Source organism: Microbacterium sp. AZCO, from assembly GCF_039614715.1.
GTDB lineage: Bacteria > Actinomycetota > Actinomycetes > Actinomycetales > Microbacteriaceae > Microbacterium.
This window is the reverse complement of sequence record NZ_CP154857.1, coordinates 3,873,908-3,890,375: the sequence shown is the minus strand read 5'-3', so window position 1 is coordinate 3,890,375 and position 16,468 is coordinate 3,873,908. Positions and strand designations below refer to the sequence as shown.

General features: G+C 69.2%; 15 protein-coding genes. 4 read left to right on the top strand and 11 right to left on the bottom strand.

The annotated features are described in order from the left end of the window. Positions 1 to 2: 2 nt before the first annotated feature. Together AAIB33_RS17750 and AAIB33_RS17745 are read left to right on the top strand one after the other, a co-directional pair. Positions 3 to 1,016 (top strand): sugar phosphate isomerase/epimerase, encoded by a 1,014-nt coding sequence (locus AAIB33_RS17750; RefSeq protein WP_345801277.1) that lies wholly within the window; start codon positions 3 to 5, stop codon positions 1,014 to 1,016. Then, entirely contained in the window at positions 1,013 to 2,194 is a 1,182-nt protein-coding gene (locus tag AAIB33_RS17745; RefSeq protein WP_345801276.1) for a Gfo/Idh/MocA family oxidoreductase, read from the top strand. The genes AAIB33_RS17750 and AAIB33_RS17745 overlap by 4 nt, the downstream gene beginning before the upstream one ends. A 65-nt stretch (positions 2,195 to 2,259) precedes the next feature. Here the strand turns inward: AAIB33_RS17745 and AAIB33_RS17740 are convergent, their stop codons facing one another. The 11 genes from AAIB33_RS17740 to iolC all read right to left on the bottom strand — a co-directional run bounded on the left by AAIB33_RS17740 (position 2,260) and on the right by iolC (position 15,096). Then, positions 2,260 to 3,720 carry a sugar porter family MFS transporter gene (locus AAIB33_RS17740; protein ID WP_345801275.1) on the bottom strand — a complete coding sequence of 487 codons (1,461 nt, stop codon included), beginning with the start codon at positions 3,718 to 3,720 and terminating at the stop codon, positions 2,260 to 2,262. Between the two features lie 89 nt (positions 3,721 to 3,809). Next, positions 3,810 to 4,835 (bottom strand): Gfo/Idh/MocA family oxidoreductase, encoded by a 1,026-nt coding sequence (locus tag AAIB33_RS17735; protein WP_345801274.1) that lies wholly within the window; start codon positions 4,833 to 4,835, stop codon positions 3,810 to 3,812. Positions 4,836 to 4,848: 13 nt separating this feature from the next. Next, complete coding sequence (locus tag AAIB33_RS17730; RefSeq protein WP_345801273.1) at positions 4,849 to 5,739, bottom strand: sugar phosphate isomerase/epimerase family protein; 891 nt, start codon at positions 5,737 to 5,739, stop codon at positions 4,849 to 4,851. Beyond that, a complete protein-coding gene (locus tag AAIB33_RS17725; protein ID WP_345801272.1) occupies positions 5,736 to 6,602 on the bottom strand; it encodes a sugar phosphate isomerase/epimerase in 867 nt (288 codons plus the stop codon). The genes AAIB33_RS17730 and AAIB33_RS17725 overlap by 4 nt, the downstream gene beginning before the upstream one ends. Positions 6,603 to 6,638: 36 nt before the next feature. Beyond that, positions 6,639 to 7,652, bottom strand: a complete 1,014-nt coding sequence (locus tag AAIB33_RS17720; RefSeq protein ID WP_345801271.1) for a Gfo/Idh/MocA family oxidoreductase — start codon at positions 7,650 to 7,652, stop codon at positions 6,639 to 6,641. A 41-nt stretch (positions 7,653 to 7,693) separates the two neighbouring features. Beyond that, a complete protein-coding gene (locus AAIB33_RS17715) occupies positions 7,694 to 8,644 on the bottom strand; it encodes a sugar phosphate isomerase/epimerase (RefSeq protein ID WP_345801270.1) in 951 nt (316 codons plus the stop codon). 59 nt (positions 8,645 to 8,703) lie between these two features. Beyond that, positions 8,704 to 10,599 carry a 3D-(3,5/4)-trihydroxycyclohexane-1,2-dione acylhydrolase (decyclizing) gene (gene iolD / locus AAIB33_RS17710; protein WP_345801269.1) on the bottom strand — a complete coding sequence of 632 codons (1,896 nt, stop codon included), beginning with the start codon at positions 10,597 to 10,599 and terminating at the stop codon, positions 8,704 to 8,706. Positions 10,600 to 10,616: 17 nt separating this feature from the next. Continuing rightward, positions 10,617 to 11,531: a 5-deoxy-glucuronate isomerase gene (gene iolB / locus AAIB33_RS17705; protein WP_345801268.1), complete on the bottom strand. Its 915-nt coding sequence runs from the start codon at positions 11,529 to 11,531 to the stop codon at positions 10,617 to 10,619. A 76-nt stretch (positions 11,532 to 11,607) separates the two neighbouring features. Further along, the gene (locus AAIB33_RS17700) at positions 11,608 to 13,164 is read right to left on the bottom strand and encodes a CoA-acylating methylmalonate-semialdehyde dehydrogenase (RefSeq protein WP_345801267.1); all 1,557 of its coding nucleotides are present in this window, start codon (positions 13,162 to 13,164) and stop codon (positions 11,608 to 11,610) included. A 58-nt stretch (positions 13,165 to 13,222) separates the two neighbouring features. Then, a complete protein-coding gene (locus AAIB33_RS17695) occupies positions 13,223 to 14,137 on the bottom strand; it encodes a deoxyribose-phosphate aldolase (RefSeq protein ID WP_345801266.1) in 915 nt (304 codons plus the stop codon). Then, positions 14,134 to 15,096 (bottom strand): 5-dehydro-2-deoxygluconokinase, encoded by a 963-nt coding sequence (iolC, locus tag AAIB33_RS17690; protein ID WP_345801265.1) that lies wholly within the window; start codon positions 15,094 to 15,096, stop codon positions 14,134 to 14,136. Before iolC ends, AAIB33_RS17695 begins: the two co-directional genes overlap by 4 nt. A 178-nt stretch (positions 15,097 to 15,274) precedes the next feature. Here iolC and AAIB33_RS17685 point away from each other — a divergent pair, with 178 nt between their 5' ends. Together AAIB33_RS17685 and AAIB33_RS17680 are read left to right on the top strand one after the other, a co-directional pair. Next, positions 15,275 to 16,033, top strand: a complete 759-nt coding sequence (locus AAIB33_RS17685; protein ID WP_345801264.1) for a GntR family transcriptional regulator — start codon at positions 15,275 to 15,277, stop codon at positions 16,031 to 16,033. A gap of 164 nt (positions 16,034 to 16,197) precedes the next feature. Beyond that, entirely contained in the window at positions 16,198 to 16,416 is a 219-nt protein-coding gene (locus AAIB33_RS17680) for a hypothetical protein (RefSeq protein WP_345801263.1), read from the top strand. The last annotated feature ends 52 nt before the right edge of the window (positions 16,417 to 16,468 follow it).

The following is a 16,468-nucleotide window of genomic DNA, read 5'->3' as shown; positions in this document are numbered from 1 at the left end:
CCATGCGACTCGGCCTGTACAACGCCATCCTTCACGACCGCTCGCTGCCCGACGCCCTCGAGGTCATCGCCTCGGTCGGACTGACCGGCATCGAGCTCAACACCGGCGGCTTCCTGCCCGCCGCGCATGTTCCGACGTTCGACGACATCCTCGAAAGCGACACCGCGCGGGACGACTTCCTCGGCGTCTTCGAGGGCACGGGCGTCGAGATCGCCGGCCTGAACTGCAACGGCAACCCGCTGCACCCCACGCCGGCGATCGGCGACAAGCACGCCGAGGATGTGCGCCGGTCGATCCGCCTCGCCGAGCGCCTGGGCCAGCACCGCGTCGTGACGATGTCCGGACTTCCCGGCGGCGAACCGGGCGCGACGCGGGTCAACTGGATCGTCAACGCGTGGAACTCCGCCGCGCTCGACGTGCTCGACTACCAGTGGGACATCGCCGCCGACTTCTGGCGCGAGACCGATCGGCTCGCGGCCGATCACGGCGTCAAGGTCGCGCTCGAGCTGCACCCCCAGAACCTCGTCTTCAACTCCGCGGACGTTCACAAGCTCATCGAGCTCACCGGCGCCACGAACGTGGGCGTGGAGCTCGACGCGTCGCACCTGTTCTGGCAGCAGATGGACCCGATCGCCGTCGCTCGCCATCTCGGCGAGCTGATCTTCCACGCCGCCGCGAAGGACGTGCGAATCAATCCGCAATGGGCGCAGCTCAACGGCGTCCTCGACAACTCCTTCCGGCGGCTGTCGCCGGACGAGGCGCGCACGAACCTCGGCGGCGACGAGTGGGCCAACGAATGGCCGAAGCAGTCCGCGTGGGACTTCGTCGCGCTCGGCAAGGGGCATGACGTCGCGTATTGGACCGAGTTCCTCCGCGCCTTGCACGACATCGACCCCGACATGTGCGTCAACATCGAGCACGAAGACGTCGAACTCGGCCGTGTCGAAGGCGTCCGCGTCGCCGCCGACGTGCTCATCGCCGCCGACCGCGCGCTCGAGGAGTCGCTCGTCTCATGACCTCGGCGATCAACATCGGTCTGATCTCGGTCGGCTGGATGGGGCGCCTGCACTCGCGCGCGTACCTGGCCGCCGCCCATCACTACCCCGAGCTGCCCCTGCGCGCCGTGCTGCACACCGCGGCCGACCCCGACGAGGGCGGCCGCGCGCACGCCGTCGACGTGCTCGGCTACCGCCGCGCCGTCGCCGACCACCGGGAGCTGCTCGCCGACCCTGAGATCGACGCCGTCTCGATCTGCTCGCCGAACTTCCTGCACCACGAGATCGCGCTCGCGGCGGCTGAGGCCGGCAAGCCCTTCTGGATCGAGAAGCCCATGGGCCGGGATGCCGCCGAGTCGCGCGACATCGCCGCCGCCGCGTCCGCCGCGGGGGTTGTGACGTCGGTCGGATTCAACTACCGCCACGTGCCGGCGATCGCCGAAGCGCGTCGGCTCGTGCGGGAAGGCGCGCTGGGCGCGATCACGAACGTGCGGGTGAGCTTCCTCGCCGACTACTCGGCCGACCCGCGCGGTGCGCTGACCTGGCGCTTCCTGGAGGAGCGGGCCGGGTCGGGTGTCGTGGGCGACCTGCTCTCGCACGGCATCGACCTCGCGCAGTACGTCGTGGGCCGGGTGGCGAGCGTCACGGCGGCGACCGAGATCTTCATCCCGGAGCGACCGCTGCCCGCCGCCGGCGCTTCGAGTCACTTCTCCAGCGGCGCGGACGACGCCCCCGTCGGCGCCGTGGAGAACGAGGACTATGCCGCCGTCATCGGCCGGTTCGACTCGGGCGCCGTCGGCGTCTTCGAGTCGAGCCGCGTCGCGATCGGGACGCGTGCCGAGTACGTCATCGACGTGTACGGCACGAAGGGGTCGCTGCGGTGGGACTTCCAGCGTCTCAACGAACTGCGCCTTGCAGACGACCGCGCGGGCTACCGCACGATCATGGCGCAGCCCGGCTACGGCGACTTCGCCCGCTTCCAGCCGGGGCCGGGAACGAGCATGGGCTTCGACGATCTCAAGACCGTCGAGGCATCCCTCTTCCTCCGGTCCATCGCCGAAGCCCGCCAGCTCTCCCCATCGGCCGCCGACGGCTGGGCCGCCGCCGAGGTCGCAGACGCGGCCCTTGCGAGCGCCCGCTCGGGCGCATGGGTAGACGTGCATCGGGTCGAGGGACCCACGACCTTCGACGCGGCCTGAGCAGGACACGCGAATCGGCCGCCCCGGCGAGGAGGGCGGCCGATTCGTCCGGGACCGAGTGCGTGTCAGACGTTGACGCCGCGGCGCTTGTTGATCGTGTAGATCGCACCGGTGGTGACATCCTCCTCGAGCGCCTCGAGGGTGCGGCCGCGCGTCTCGGGCACCGAGGTCCACACGAAGATCAGCGACAGCACGCCGACGCCGGCGAAGAGGAAGAACGTGCCCGTGATGCCGACCGCCTCGACGAGCGAGGGGAAGTACAGGCCGAGGAAGGCGTTCGTGATCCAGAGGAAGAACACCGACACGCCGATGCCGAAGCCGCGCATGTGGAGGGGGAAGATCTCCGACAGCATGACCCACACGGCGATGTTGAGGAACGTCTGCATCGAGCCCACGAACGCGACGACGAGGAAGAGGATCACGTAGGGACGCAGCGGGTTGCCGACGGGGAGGGCGACGGACGCGATGCCGATGAGCACGTGGCAGATCGTCGTCAGGGTGAAGCCGATGAGGAGCGTCGTGCGGCGGTTGACCCGGTCCATCATCCACAGGGCGATGAAGCCGCCGACCACTGCGATGACGCCGGGGGCGATGTTCGCGATGATGGCCGCGTTCTCCGAGAAGCCCGCCTCGATGAGCACGATCTGGCCGTAGTACATGATCGAGTTGATGCCCGTGAGCTGCTGAGCGACCGCCAGGCCGATGCCGACGAGCAGGATGCGGAGGAGCCACTTGTTCGCGAGCACGCCGCGCCAGCCCGTGACCTTCTGCTCGCGCTCCTCCTCTGCGATCGTCTCGACGTCGGCGAGCTCGGCCTGCGCCCGGTCGAAGGGGCGGATCGTCTCGAGCACGGCGCGCGCCTCGTCGTGGCGACCCTTCTCGACGAGCCAGCGGGGCGACTCGGGGACGCGAAGCATGCCGAAGAAGAGCGCGATCGCGGGGATCGCCGCGACGGCCAGCATGTAGCGCCACACGCCCTCGTGCTCACCCCAGACGTTGAAGATGATCGCGTTGACGACGAAAGCGGCCAACTGACCGATGACGATCATGAGCTCATTGCGGCCGGCGAGCGAACCGCGGATCTCGTAGGGTGCGAGCTCGGCGAGGTACACGGGCACGACGGTCGAGGCGCCACCCACAGCAAGGCCGAGAATGACACGGCCGGCGACCATGACCTCGAAGCTGGGGGAGAAGACGCACGTCATGGTGCCGATGAAGAACATGACGGCGAGCAGGATGATCGCCTTCCGGCGACCCCAGCCGTCGGACAATCGGCCGCAGACGGCCGCACCGATGGCCGCACCGAACAGGAGCGCCGCTGTGACGACGCCCTCCGTGAAGGCCGTGAGGCCGAGCTCGGCGGCCATGGGGCGCAGCGCGCCGTTGATCACGCCGGTGTCGTAGCCGAAGAGGAGACCGCCGAACGTCGCGATGAGCGCGACGACGAACAGCCGCTTGCGATAGGCGCCGGGCGTCAGCGGCGGCAACTTCGACTGCGCCAGATTGCTCGGGCTGTGAGAGGACATGAGAGGACTCCTTTGTCGTATCGCGGGAACTCGTTCGCCCCAAGGTCAACTATCGCCAGACTTACATATGACACTATGTCCTGTCAAACTTACATTCGCGTCCTTTTCAGGAGCGGGGCGTCATAGACGACGTGTTCGGGTCGTCCGCTGCGCAGCGACGCTGCCGCGGCCTCCGCGATCGCCTGAGCCTTCAGGCCATCCTCGAGCGTCACCGCCGGGGTCGTCCCGTCGTCGAGCGACGTGACGAACGATGCGAGAGCAGCGGCGTATGTGGAACGGACGCGCTCGAACCATCCCGCGTGAAGGCCGTCCGCGACGGCATCGCGGCTGCTGTACCGGACGACGTTTCCGGCCTGCTGCCGACGCGACTCGACGAGTCCCGCCGCTCCCATAACCTCGATGCGCTCGTCGTAGCCGTAGCCGGTGCGACGGACGCTGTCGATCTGGATCAGTCCGCCGCCTGCGAGACGCAGCGTCGCGACCGAGGTGTCGACGTCGCCGAACTGCTCGATGCGCGGATCGGCGAGCGCGGAACCTGCGACAAAGACCTCGACAGGGTCCTCGCCGGTGATCCACCGCGCAAGGTCGAAGAAGTGCACGGTCTGATCACGCATCTGTCCGCCGGAAACCCTGACGTAGTCGAGGGGCGGCGAGGCGGGGCCCCGCGACGTCAGCTGCACGAGCTCGACGGCGCCGACGGCCCCCTGCCGCACGAGCCGCTGGAGCTCGCCGTGATCGCGGTCGAACCGGCGGTTGAAGTCCACCATCGCGGGGATGCCGCTCGCCTCGACATACGCGACGGTCTCGCGCGCCGCGGCGAGATCCAGATCGATGGGCTTCTCGACGAACGCCGCAATGCCGGCATCCGCCGCTCTTCTCAGGTTCTCGGCGTGGGTGTCCGTCGACGAGGCGATGAGCACCGCGTCGATCGCGCCGGGATCGAAGACCTCGTCGAGGGATGCCGCGGCCCGCGCACCGTGCTCGGCGGCGACGGCCTCGGCACGGGCGCGATCGACGTCGAAGACCAGCGCGAAGTCGATTCCGCGGTGGGCGGCGAGGTTCGCCGCGTGGACGGAGCCGATGAAGCCGGCTCCGATGAGGGCGAACCGCTGCATGGCGTCGTCCTTCCTAGGAGATGAGGATGTCGAGCAGATTGCGCATGGTCGTGGCCACCTTCAGGAAGTCGTGCTCGTTCGCCTTGTCCGAGAACATCTCCGAGCACCACCACCCGTCGTACCCCGTCGACTTCACGGCGTCCACCCATTGCTGGAGCGGGATCGCGCCCCCTCCGATCACCACATTGCGGTGCACGCTCTGGTCGGGCACGTCGTGCTCGCGGTCGAGGTCGAGGCCGTCCGAGATGTGGACGGCCTTGATGAGCTCCGCAGGCGTCGCCGCGACCTCCTCGAGGGTGTCGCCGACGGTCCAGTAGTGCCAGGTGTCCAGCGCGATGCCGACGTTGTCCCGCCCGGCGCGCTCGATGATCTCGAGCGTCTGCCGGTGCCGGTTGATGTTCGACCACGCGAGCGGCTCGAGATAGAGATCGAGCCCCGCATCGGCCGCGATGTCCGCCGCGTCGCGCACGTTCGCGGCGAGCACGTCGATCGCCTCGGACTCGCTGAGGCCGAGGGTACCGCGATAGCGGAGGTCGTCGGCGGTGAGACGACCGGCCTTGAAGTCCTTCACGACCTCCCAGTCCACGGGGCCCGTGCACAGCTGGACGATCGGCGCCCCGACGACCGTCGCGATCCCGACCATCCGTCGGATCTCTGCGAGGAACTCATCTCGAGCGGCTCCTCGGCGCTCGACGTCGAGGACCGCGCCGAGGCCGGTGACCTCGAGCCCGTCGAGGAGCGGCAGGAGCGATTCCGCCGGGTACCCGGCATCCAGGTACCGATAGAGCTTGGGGCTCTGCAGCTCGATGCCCGCGTATCCGGCCGCCTTCGCCACCGCGATGTCGTTGACGACGTTTCCGTAGAACGTCGTGGTGACGTTCATCGAGAGCTTGGGCGCGGTCATCCGATGAGCTCTCGGAGTTTCGCCAGCTGGAAGCGCGACACCTCGTCGGCCGTCTCGTCCTCGGCGAAGACGTTCGACACGACGAGGGCGTCGTCGCGGTCGAGGTAGCCGATCTCGCGGAGCGTGCCGAACAGCCCGTCGAAATCCACGTCGCCGTCGCCGATGCGCAGATGCTGGTGCACGCGCGACGCGTTGCCCGGCGGGTTGGAGATGTAGCGCAGCCCGTGCGAGCGGTGATGATCGAAGGTGTCGGCGGTGTAGACGGCGCCCAGGCGCTCGCCGATCTCGGGGAGGAGCGTCGCTGCGCGGTCGCCGTAGTGGAAGGTGTGCGACGCGACGTAGACGAACCCGATCGCGGTCGAGTTCAGTCCGCGCAGCACGCGCCACGCCTCGAGCCCGTCCTCGACGAAGTCGTCGGGGTGCGGGTCGATGTTCAGCCTCAGGCCCTCCCGCTCGACGATCGGCAGCAGCTCCTCCATCGAGCGGTAGAACGCGGCCTCGGAATCCTCCGACCGCTCGGGCCGGCCCGAGAACTCCGTGTTGATGACGGGGATCTCGAGCTGCACCGCGAGCTCGATGATGCGCGTGAAGTTGCGTACCGCCGCCTCACGCTGCGGCTCGTCGGGCCACGAGATCCGCTGCACGGGAAGGATGGCCGGGATGCCGACCCCCGCGTCCTTCGCCGCCTTCTTCAGCTTCGCGACGAGGTCGTCGTCGGCCTTGGGGTAGCGGAAGAACGGCGAGAAGTCGGCGTGCGGCGTGAGCTGCAGGTGCTCGTAGCCGAGCCGGGCGGCGACCTCCGGGAACTCGAGGAGCGAGAAGTCGTGGTGGTACGGAGTGGGGTCGAGGGCGATGCGCACCATGGGTCGTCTCTCTGCGATCGGTGTAGAGCTGTGGGATCAGGCGTAGAAGGCGGGGCGCTCGGGTGCCTCCACCGGCACGATGCCGCCGTCGAGGGCCTTCACACCGGCCTCGCACGCGAGGGCGACGCGGTAGCCGTCCCACGCGTTGGGGCCGTCGACAAGCGTCCCACCGCGAACGGCGTTCACCCAGCGCTGGATCTGCTCGTCGTACGCCCGGGCGAAGCGCGTCGTGAAGCTCACGTGGTCCTCGACCGAGAACCGGCCGTCGCGCCAGGTCTGCAGGCCCGATGGCTGGCCGATGCGGGCGAGACCCTTCTCGAACACCGCCTCGGTGGCGACCTGGTAGCCGAACTGCACGCTGACGTTCATCTCGACGTCGACCAGCACGCCGTTCTCGAGCTCCATGAGCACGAGGATCGGCTCCTGCAGGTGCGCCGGCGACAGCGAGTTGCGGCGCGGGTACTTGACCTCGACGGTCTTGATCGGCGAGCCGGCCAGCCACGGGACCACGTCGAACTCGTGCACGACCGAGTCGGTGATGAGCATCGGCTGCGTGTAGCTGTCGGGCACCGAGGGGTTGCGGTGCGCGCAGCGCAGCAGCATGAGCTCGCCCGAGTCGCCCGAGGCGACCAGCTCGCGCAGCGCCTGGTACTCCGCGTCGAAGCGGCGCATGAAGCCGACCTGGATGTGCGGCTTGTCGAGCTTCTGCTCCAGTTCGAGCACGCGCCACGAGGATGCCGAGTCCGGCGTCAGCGGCTTCTCGCAGAGGATCGGCAGCCCGGCTTCGAGGGCCGGCACGAGCACGGGCTCGTGGAACTGGCCCGGCACGGCGATGAGCACGGCGTCGACGGCATCCGCCGCGATCGCATCCTCGATGCGCGTGAACGCCTGCGCCCCGGGCGCGTTGCCCGCGGCGGCCGCGGCGCGCCCCGCGTCGGGCTCGATGACGGCCGAGACGATGGCGCCGGCGATGCGGTGGGTGATGCGGGCGATGTGGTCGGCGCCCATGAGGCCGGCGCCGACGACGCCGACGCGCAGATCCGTGGTCATGTCAGTGGTTCCTTCGAGGGATGCGGGGACGGTGAGTGTCATCAGTGGATCCGGGCGAAGTGCGTGCAGCTGAAGATGTGCTCGCGCGTGCGCTTGGCGATCGGGAACGGGTAGTCCACGTCGCAGCCGTACATGTCCTGCTCGACGATGGCGAAGATGTCGGGGTCGATCTTGGCGACCGCCTCGATGATGGGCGCGAGGTCGGGCACGCCGTGCGGCGGCTCGATCATGATGCCCTGGGTGACGGCATCCGCGAACGGCACGTCGTTCTTCAGCACGTCGAACAGGAGCGACGTGTCGACCTGCTTGAGGTGCAGATAGCCGATGCGCTCGGGGCGGTCCTCGATGAGCTTGACGTTGTCGCCGCCATAGTAGGCGAAGTGTCCGGTGTCGAGGCAGAGGTTCGTGTACCGCGGATCGGTCTCGTCGAGGAAGCGCAGCACCTCGCGGGTCGTGCCGACGTGGCTGTCGGCGTGGGAGTGGAACTGCTGCTTGACGCCGAACTCCTCCAGCAGCGCCTTGCCGAGCCGATCGTGGCCGGCGGCGAGCTTCTTCCACTGCTCGTCGGTCAGGGTGCGCGACTCGAGCACCTCGCTCGTGGCGTCGCTTCGCCACAGGTCGGGGATGACGACGAGGTGCTCCGCACCGAGCTGGGAGGCGAGGCCGGCGACGGCGAGCGCCTGGTCCCATGCGCGCTGCCACTGGTCGTCGCCCTTGTGGAAGCCGGTGAAAACCGTGCCGGCCGACAGCTTGAGGCCGCGCGAGCCGAGCTCGTCCTCGAGCTGGTGCGGGTCGGTGGGGAGGTAGCCGTAGGGACCGAGCTCGATCCACGAGTAGCCGGCGGCGACGACCTCGTCGAGGAATCTCTGCCACGGCACCTGCTTGGGGTCGTCGGGGAACCACACGCCCCACGAGTCGGGGGCGGTGCCGATGCGCAGGCCGGGGGCCTTGTTGACGACGACGTCGGAGTCGGCGGGGATGGTGTCGGTCATCTGTGTCTCCAGAGGTGGGGTGAGGAGCTGGATGTCGGAGGATTCTGGCTTCGACAGGCTCAGCCGAGAAGCGGCTTCTGGTTGGCCTGCTGCTCGAGGTACTCCTCGCGGGCGCGCTGCGTCGATTCGAGCGTCGAGACCTCGGGCACCGGCACGTCCCACCAGCCCGCGCCGTCGGGCGCGTAGATGAGCGGGTCGCTGTTGATGTGGATGAAGGTCGAACGGTCGGATGCCTTCGCCGTCGCGATCGCCGCCTTGAGGTCGTCGATCGCCGACCCGCCCGGCTCGATCTCGATGACGTCCAGCCCGTAGCTGCGCGCGTTCGCCGCGAGGTCGACGGGAAGCACGTCGTCGCCCTGGAAGTTGCGCGCCTCGCCGTCGTACGAGCGGTACCAGGTGCCGAAGCGCTCCGATCCGACCGTCTCGGAGAGGTGTCCGATCGAGGCGTACCCGTGGTTCTGGATCAGGACGACGATGAGCTTGATGCCCTCGGCGACCGCCGTGACGAGCTCGGTGTTGAGCATGAGGTACGAGCCGTCGCCGACCATGACGATGACGTCGCGGTCGTCGCCGTCGGCGAGCAGGCCGCGCTTGGCGCCCAGGCCGCCCGCGATCTCGTAGCCCATGCACGAGAAGGCGTACTCGACGTGATAGCCGAGCGGATCACGCACGCGCCACAGCTTGTGCAGGTCGCCCGGCAGCGAGCCGGCCGCCTGCACGATGACGTCCTTCGGAGCGGACGAGGACTGCACGGCGCCGATGATCTCGGGCTGCCCGGGCAGCTCGAGACGGGACGGTGCGAACGCGTCGTCGACCGTGGCATCCCATTCCGCCTTCTCGCGGGCGATGCGCTCGGAGTGCTCGCGTGAGACCTCGTACCCCTCGAGCTCGATCGACAGCTCCGCGAGCGCCTCGCGGGCGTCGGCGATGATCGGCAGCTGCGAGCCGTGCTTGTAGGCGTCGAACGAGGCGACATTGATGTTGACGAAGGTGACGTCGGGGTTCTGAAACGCCGTGCGCGAGGCCGTCGTGAAGTCGCTGTAGCGCGTGCCGATGCCGATGATGACGTCGGCCTCGGCGGCGAGACGGTTTGCCGCCAGCGTGCCGGTTGCGCCGACGCCGCCGAGGTACTGCGGGTGGTCCCACGCGAGCACGCCGCCGCCGGCCTGCGAGGTGCCGACCGGGATGCCGGTGGCCTCGACGAGCGCGCGCAGGTGATCCTCAGCGCCCGAGTAGAGCACGCCGCCGCCCGCGACGATGAACGGGTTCTTGGCGCCCCGGATCGCGGCGACGGCACGGGCGAGCGGTCCGCGCTCGGGCAGCGGGCGGCGGATGTGCCATTCGCGGTCCTGCAGGAACTCGACGGGCACGTCGAGCGCCTCGGCCTGCACGTCCTCCGGCAGCGCGATCGTGACGGCGCCCGTCTCGGCGGGGTCGGTCAGCACGCGCATCGCGGCGAGCGCGATCGAGTAGAGCTGCTCGGGCCGCTGCACGCGGTCGAAGAAGCGCGACAGCGGGCGGAAGGCGTCGGACACCTGCAGCCCGATGTCCCACGGCTGCTCGAGCTGCTGCAGCACGGGGTCGGCGACACGGGTCGCGAACGTGTCGCTCGGCAGGAGGAGCGCGGGCAGGCGGTTGGTCGTCGCGAGAGCGGCACCGGTGAGCATGTTGGCGGCGCCGGGGCCGACGGATGCCGCGGCCGCGTACGTGCCGCGCCGGCGGTGCATGCGGGCATATCCGACCGCCTGGTGCACCATCGCCTGCTCGTTGCGCGCCTGGTAATAGGGCATGAGGTCGGGCTGCTCGACGTTCGCCTGCTTGAGCGCCTGGCCGATGCCCGCGACGTTGCCGTGGCCGAAGATGCCGAACACGCCGGGGATCGTGCGCTCGCGAATGTCGCCGTCCACCGTCCACTGGTGGGCGAGGAATTCGATCAGCGCCTGGCTGACCGTCATGCGCCGGGTCTCTGGCATCAGCGGCGGCCTTTCTGGGTCTCGTTGGTGAAGGGGAGGCGGGGGTCGAGCTCCTGGTCGTCCCAGCTCGCGCGCACCCACGCGTGCGCGGGGTCGTCGCTGATGAGCCAGGCGCGCTCGGGGTCGGGACCCGCCATGACGTTGAGGTAGTACAGGTCGTATCCGGGCGCGGCGACGGCGGGCCCGTGGTAGCCGTAGGGCACGAGGGCGATGTCGCCCGAGCGCACCATGGCGTTGATGTCGATCTCGCCGGCCGGCGAGGAATAGGTGCTGAACATCCCGAAGGATGCCTCGGCCGAGGCATCCGACCCCGCCACCGGCGCCGTCTCGAAGTAGTAGATCTCCTCGAGGCGCGACTCGTGGCCGGGCACGTTCTCATCGTGCTTGTGCGGCGGGTACGACGACCAGTTCTCGGCGGGCGTGATGACCTCGCACACGATGAGGCGGGCGGCATCCAGCGCCTGGGGGGTGCCGAAGTTGTGCACCTGCCGGCTCGACGCGCCCTTGCCGCGCAGCTCCACGGGGGTGTCGGATGCCGGGATGTACTGCCACGCGCGGGTCTCGTCGGTCGGCGCCTCGGCGACGGCCACTCGGCCGTGGCCGCGGATCTCGGCGGTCGTGCCGCTCGGCAGGTACAGCACGTCGGTGGGACCAGCGAACACCGATGCGCGACCGTGGAGGCGCGTCTCCCACTCGCCCGGGAAGTGGTGGTGCGTGACGTGGAACGAGCCGGCGAGCGGGACGACGATCCGCTCGACGCCCTTCTCCGTGAGGTCGAGGTGATCGCCGTCGGCGAGCTCGGCGACCCGGATGCCGGTGTGCTCCCACCCGGGCGTCGCCTGGTCCACGACGCTCTCCCACCCGTCGCGGGCCAGGTCGCCCTTGCGGTGGAACCAGCACTGGTCGGTGCTCATCTGCTGCTCTCGTTGTTCGGAGGAAGGTGGGATGCCGCGGCCAAGATCGGAAGTCCGCGGCATCCCGGTCTGTGGGTCAGTTGTTCTGCGGGAAGCCGAGGTTGATCCCGCCGTGCGTGGCGGGGTCGAGCCAGCGGCTGGTGATCGCCTTCTCGCGCGTGAAGAAGTCGAACCCGTGCACGCCGTACGCCTTCGCGTCGCCGAACAGCGAGGCCTTCCAGCCGCCGAACGAGTGGTAGGCGACGGGGACCGGGATCGGGACGTTGATGCCGATCATGCCGACCTGCACCTCGTTCTGGAACCGCCTCGCGGCGCCCCCATCGTTGGTGAAGATCGCGGTGCCGTTTCCGAACTCGCCGGAGTTGATCAGGTCCAGGCCCTCCTGGAACGTCTCGACGCGCACGACGGAGAGGACGGGTCCGAAGATCTCCTCCCGGTACGCGCGGCTCGTCGTGGGGACCTGGTCGATCAGCGTCGGGCCGAAGAAGAAGCCGTCCTCGTGCCCCTCGACCTGGAAGCCCCGGCCGTCGACGACGATCTTCGCGCCGTCCTGCTCGGCGATGTCGACGTAGGAGGACACCTTGTCGCGGTGCACGTCGGTGATGAGGGGCCCCATGTCGGGCTCGCCCTGCTCGTCGCCTGCGCCGTTGCCGATGCGCAGCTTCGAGATGCGCTCCTGGATCTTGACGATGAGGTCGTCCGCGACCGGCTCGACCGCGAGGACGACCGAGATCGCCATGCACCGCTCGCCGGCCGCGCCGTAGCCGGCGTTGACGGCCTGGTCGGCGACGAGGTCGAGGTCGGCATCCGGAAGCACCAGCATGTGGTTCTTCGCACCGCCGAGGGCCTGCACCCGCTTGCCGTTGCGGGATGCCGTCTCGTAGATGTACTGCGCGATCGGGGTCGAGCCGACGAACGAGATCGACTGCACGACCGGCGAGTTCAGCAGGCCGTCCACGGCGAGCTTGTCGCCCTGCAGCACCGTGAACACGCCATCGGGCAGGCCCGCTTCCTTCCACAGACGCGCAAGCCACAGGGCGGCCGACGGGTCCTTCTCCGACGGCTTCAGCACGACCGCGTTGCCCGCCGCGATCGCGATCGGGAAGAACCACATCGGCACCATCGCGGGGAAGTTGAACGGGCTGATGACACCCACCACGCCCAGCGGCTGCTTGAGCGAGTAGACGTCGATGCCGGTCGAGGCGTTCTCGGTGTACGCACCCTTGATCAGGTGCGGGAACCCGGTCGCCAGCTCCACGACCTCCTGACCGCGCAGGATCTCGCCCATCGCATCGGAGAGCACCTTGCCGTGCTCGGCCGTGATGATCTCGGCCAGCTCCGTCTTGCGCGCATTCAACAGCTCACGGAACGAGAACAGCACCGTCTGACGCTTCGCGACCGAGTAGCCGCTCCACACCTCGAACCCGCGCTGCGCCGACGCGATCGCGACATCGATCTCGGCCTGATCGGCCAGTGCGACGTTCGCCTGCACGCGGCCGGTCGCCGGATTGAACACCGGCGCCGTACGGCCCGACCGCGAGGCGTACTCGGCCCCGTCGATCCAGTGCGAGATGAGGGCGAGGTCGGCCTGCTCGGCCCGGTTGACGACAGAGGTGGTGTCGATGGTGGTCATGAGGTGGTTCCTTGCAGTGTGGGAGGTGTTTCGAGGGTGTCGCGAGGAGCGAGGTGGATCAGAAGGATGCCGGCACGCCGGCGGGGTGCACGAGGCTGGCGGCCGTGTCGACCGCCGCCGCGACATCGCCGTCCGGCGGGTAGAGCAGCGTGCGGCCGACCGTGAGCCCGCGCACGCCCGGGAGCGAGAGGGCGTCCTCCCACGCGGCGAACGTCTCGTCGGGGTCGACGCCGGCGTCGCCGCCGAGGAGGAGCGTCGGAAGCGTGGTCGCCTCCATGACGCGTTCCATGTCGGGCACGACGGGCAGCTTCATCCACGTGTAGGCGCTGCTGTTGCCGAGACCGGAGGCGATCGCGACCGACAGGATGACGGCATCCGTCGACAGGTCGTTGACGATGCGTCCGTCGACCCACTCGCTCATGAAGGGCTCGAGCATGATCGGCAGCTTCGCCGCCGCTGCCCGGTTGACGGCGTCGGCCGTCGCGGTCAGGGTCGGCGCGGTGGCGGGATCGGCGAGGTTGACGCGGATGAGGGTCTTGGCGAAGTCGATGCCCGCCTCGACCATGCCGTCCACGTCGTAGCCCGTGTAGCGGTCGTCCATCTCGAACGCGGCGCCGCGCAAGCCGCCCCGGTTCATCGACCCGACGATGATCTTGTCGTCGAGGAGCCCGAGCGCGGCGAGGTCGTCGATGATGTCGGGCGTGCCCAGCACGCCGTCGACGCCGGGCCGGCTGAGGGCGATGGCGAGGCGGTCGAGCAGCTCGTAGCGGTTGGCCATCGCCGTCGCGTCGGAGCCGACGGCGAGCGCGCCGCGCGCCGGGTGGTCGGCGGCGACGATGAACAGGCGTCCGTCGCCCTGCAGGACGGGCCGGCGGCGGCGGTTCGCGAGCGCACCGGTGATGGCCGAAGGCCCGAAGGCGCGGACGTCGCGGAGACGGGCGAAGTCCTCGCCGGTCAGAAGGGCAGTGGTCACGAGCGGACTCCCGTCTCGAGGATGGCGGACACTTCCGCCTCGTCGGGCATCGCCGTGGAGCACTCGCGGCGCGACGCGACGAGCGCCCCCGCGACGTTGGCGAAGCGGAGGATGCGGGCGAGATCCCATCCGGAGAGCAGACCGTGGCAGAGCGCGCCGCCGAAGGCGTCACCCGCACCGAGGCCGTTGACGACGTCGACGAAGTAGGGCGGCACCTCGACCGTCCCATCGGCCGTCTTGGCGAGGACGCCCTTGGGCCCCTGCTTCACGATCGCGAGCGTGACGCCTCGTTCGAGGAGCGCGTCGGCTGCGCGGCCGGGCTCGGTCTCACCGACGGCGACCTCGCACTCCTCGCGGTTGCCGACGGCGACGGTCGCGTGGCCGAGGGCCTCACCCACCGCGGCCCGGGCCTCGGCCGGGTCGCTCCAGAACATGGGCCGGTAGTCGAGGTCGAAGACCGTGAACTCGCGCCGAGCGCGGGCTTCGAGTGCCGCGAGGTGCGCCCCCCGGCTGGGCTCCTGCGAGAGGCCGGTGGCGGTGAACCAGAGCACACCCGCCGACCGGACGGCGTCGAGGTCGAGATCGTCCGACTCGACGTTGAGGTCGGGAGCCTTCGGCTCGCGATAGAAGTAGAGCGGGAAGTCGTCGGGCGGGAAGATCTCGCAGAACGTGATGGGCGTCTTGAGCGCCGGATCCGTGTGGACGTAGCGGTTGTCGACCCCGAGCCGATCGAGCTCCCGCAGGAGGTAGCGGCCGAACGGGTCGTCGCCCACGCGCGAGACGAGCGCTGATCGCCGGCCGTAGCGGGCCGCGGCGACGCTCACGTTCGCCGCGCTTCCGCCGAGGTACTTGCCGAAGGTGTCGACGTCTTCGAGCCCGACTCCGTCCTGGAGCGGGTAGACATCGACCCCGAGCCGGCCGATCGCCAGGACGTCGAGGGAGCTGCTGTTCTCGGTCATACTCCGCTGTACAACTCTCTGTATCGTCTTCGAGGCCCCGTCGTCCGGGACTATGTCCTAACAATAACACAAGCGCGGAAACGTGCAAGCCTCAATCCGGGTGACAAGCCGTCGGCAAGGTATCATTGTCCTGACATCAGGATGAGCCGCTGCCGATGGCAGCGGATGAGGAGGAACGATGGCGGACGACGTGGTCTGGCCCGACGAGCTCTTCGCGGATCTCGACCGCACCGGCCCGGTGCCGCTGTACTTCCAGGTCTCGAGCCGCCTTGAAGCCGCCATCCGTTCGGGGCAGATCCCGGCCGGCGCGCGTCTGGAGAACGAGATCGCGATCGGGCAGCGCCTGGGGCTCTCCCGACCCACCATTCGCCGAGCCATCCAGGAGCTCGTCGACAAGGGGCTGCTCGTGCGCCGCCGCGGCATCGGCACACAGGTGGTGCAGGGGCAGGTGACGCGCCAGGTCGAGCTCACGAGCCTGTACGAAGATCTGCAGAGCACGCACCACGAACCCGGCACGAGAGTGCTCGCGCACGACACGCGGCCCGCGGCCGACGACGTCGCGCAGGCGCTCGGCGTCGCCGTCGGCACGGACATCGTCTACATCCGCCGCCAGCGCTCGACCGACGGGGTGCCCGTCGCGGTGCTCGAGAACTACCTTCCCCCGGAGTTCTCCGACATCACGACAGAGCAGCTGGAGGGCCGCGGGCTCTACCAGATCCTCCGCGGCCGGGGCGTGACGATCCGCATCGCCAATCAGAAGATCGGCGCGCGCCGTGCCCACGGCGATGAGGGCGAACTCCTCGACATCGATCGCACGGGACCCGTGCTCACCATGGAGCGCGTGGCCTACGACAGCTCGGGACGCGCCATCGAGTACGGGCACCACTGCTACCGCCCCGACATGTACAGCTTCGAGACGACGCTCGTCGCGAAGTAGCTCCGGCTTCGGCGGCCCCGCTCAGGCGGTCGCTCGTGCCCTTCGGCATCCATCCCCTCCCGATCTGGACGGTTCCGGACGGCGGGTGCATCCAAATCGGCGCGGGCGGGAGAAGTACTTCATGGCGGGTGACCCGTGCCCGCTCCAGAAGAGGGGAAAGTCCAATGAAGCGCATTCTCGCAACCGGGGCCATCGTCGCTCTCGCCGTCTTCGGCTTCGCCGGCGCCGCCAACGCCGCGCCGTCCGATGCGGCCTGCTTCGGCCAGGTGCACAAGACGATCAACACCGTCGGAGCGCTCGGCTTCACCAACGTGGGTGACGTCGTGAAGGCGATCGGCGGCCAGGGCAAGAACGCCACGGCCCACATGGTGTGCGGCGACTGAGCCGAGCCGCCTCGCCGTCTCACGGCTGAGCAGACCGAAGCCCCGCCCCCGA

Coding starts and splice junctions, on each gene's coding strand:
- AAIB33_RS17750 (WP_345801277.1), top strand. CDS start 3: ATGCGACTCGGCCTGTACAACGCCATCCTTCACGACCGCTCGCTGCCC.
- AAIB33_RS17745 (WP_345801276.1), top strand. CDS start 1,013: ATGACCTCGGCGATCAACATCGGTCTGATCTCGGTCGGCTGGATGGGG.
- AAIB33_RS17740 (WP_345801275.1), bottom strand. CDS start 3,720: ATGTCCTCTCACAGCCCGAGCAATCTGGCGCAGTCGAAGTTGCCGCCG.
- AAIB33_RS17735 (WP_345801274.1), bottom strand. CDS start 4,835: ATGCAGCGGTTCGCCCTCATCGGAGCCGGCTTCATCGGCTCCGTCCAC.
- AAIB33_RS17730 (WP_345801273.1), bottom strand. CDS start 5,739: ATGACCGCGCCCAAGCTCTCGATGAACGTCACCACGACGTTCTACGGA.
- AAIB33_RS17725 (WP_345801272.1), bottom strand. CDS start 6,602: ATGGTGCGCATCGCCCTCGACCCCACTCCGTACCACCACGACTTCTCG.
- AAIB33_RS17720 (WP_345801271.1), bottom strand. CDS start 7,652: ATGACCACGGATCTGCGCGTCGGCGTCGTCGGCGCCGGCCTCATGGGC.
- AAIB33_RS17715 (WP_345801270.1), bottom strand. CDS start 8,644: ATGACCGACACCATCCCCGCCGACTCCGACGTCGTCGTCAACAAGGCC.
- iolD (WP_345801269.1), bottom strand. CDS start 10,599: ATGACGGTCAGCCAGGCGCTGATCGAATTCCTCGCCCACCAGTGGACG.
- iolB (WP_345801268.1), bottom strand. CDS start 11,531: ATGAGCACCGACCAGTGCTGGTTCCACCGCAAGGGCGACCTGGCCCGC.
- AAIB33_RS17700 (WP_345801267.1), bottom strand. CDS start 13,164: ATGACCACCATCGACACCACCTCTGTCGTCAACCGGGCCGAGCAGGCC.
- iolC (WP_345801265.1), bottom strand. CDS start 15,096: ATGACCGAGAACAGCAGCTCCCTCGACGTCCTGGCGATCGGCCGGCTC.
- AAIB33_RS17685 (WP_345801264.1), top strand. CDS start 15,275: ATGGCGGACGACGTGGTCTGGCCCGACGAGCTCTTCGCGGATCTCGAC.
- AAIB33_RS17680 (WP_345801263.1), top strand. CDS start 16,198: ATGAAGCGCATTCTCGCAACCGGGGCCATCGTCGCTCTCGCCGTCTTC.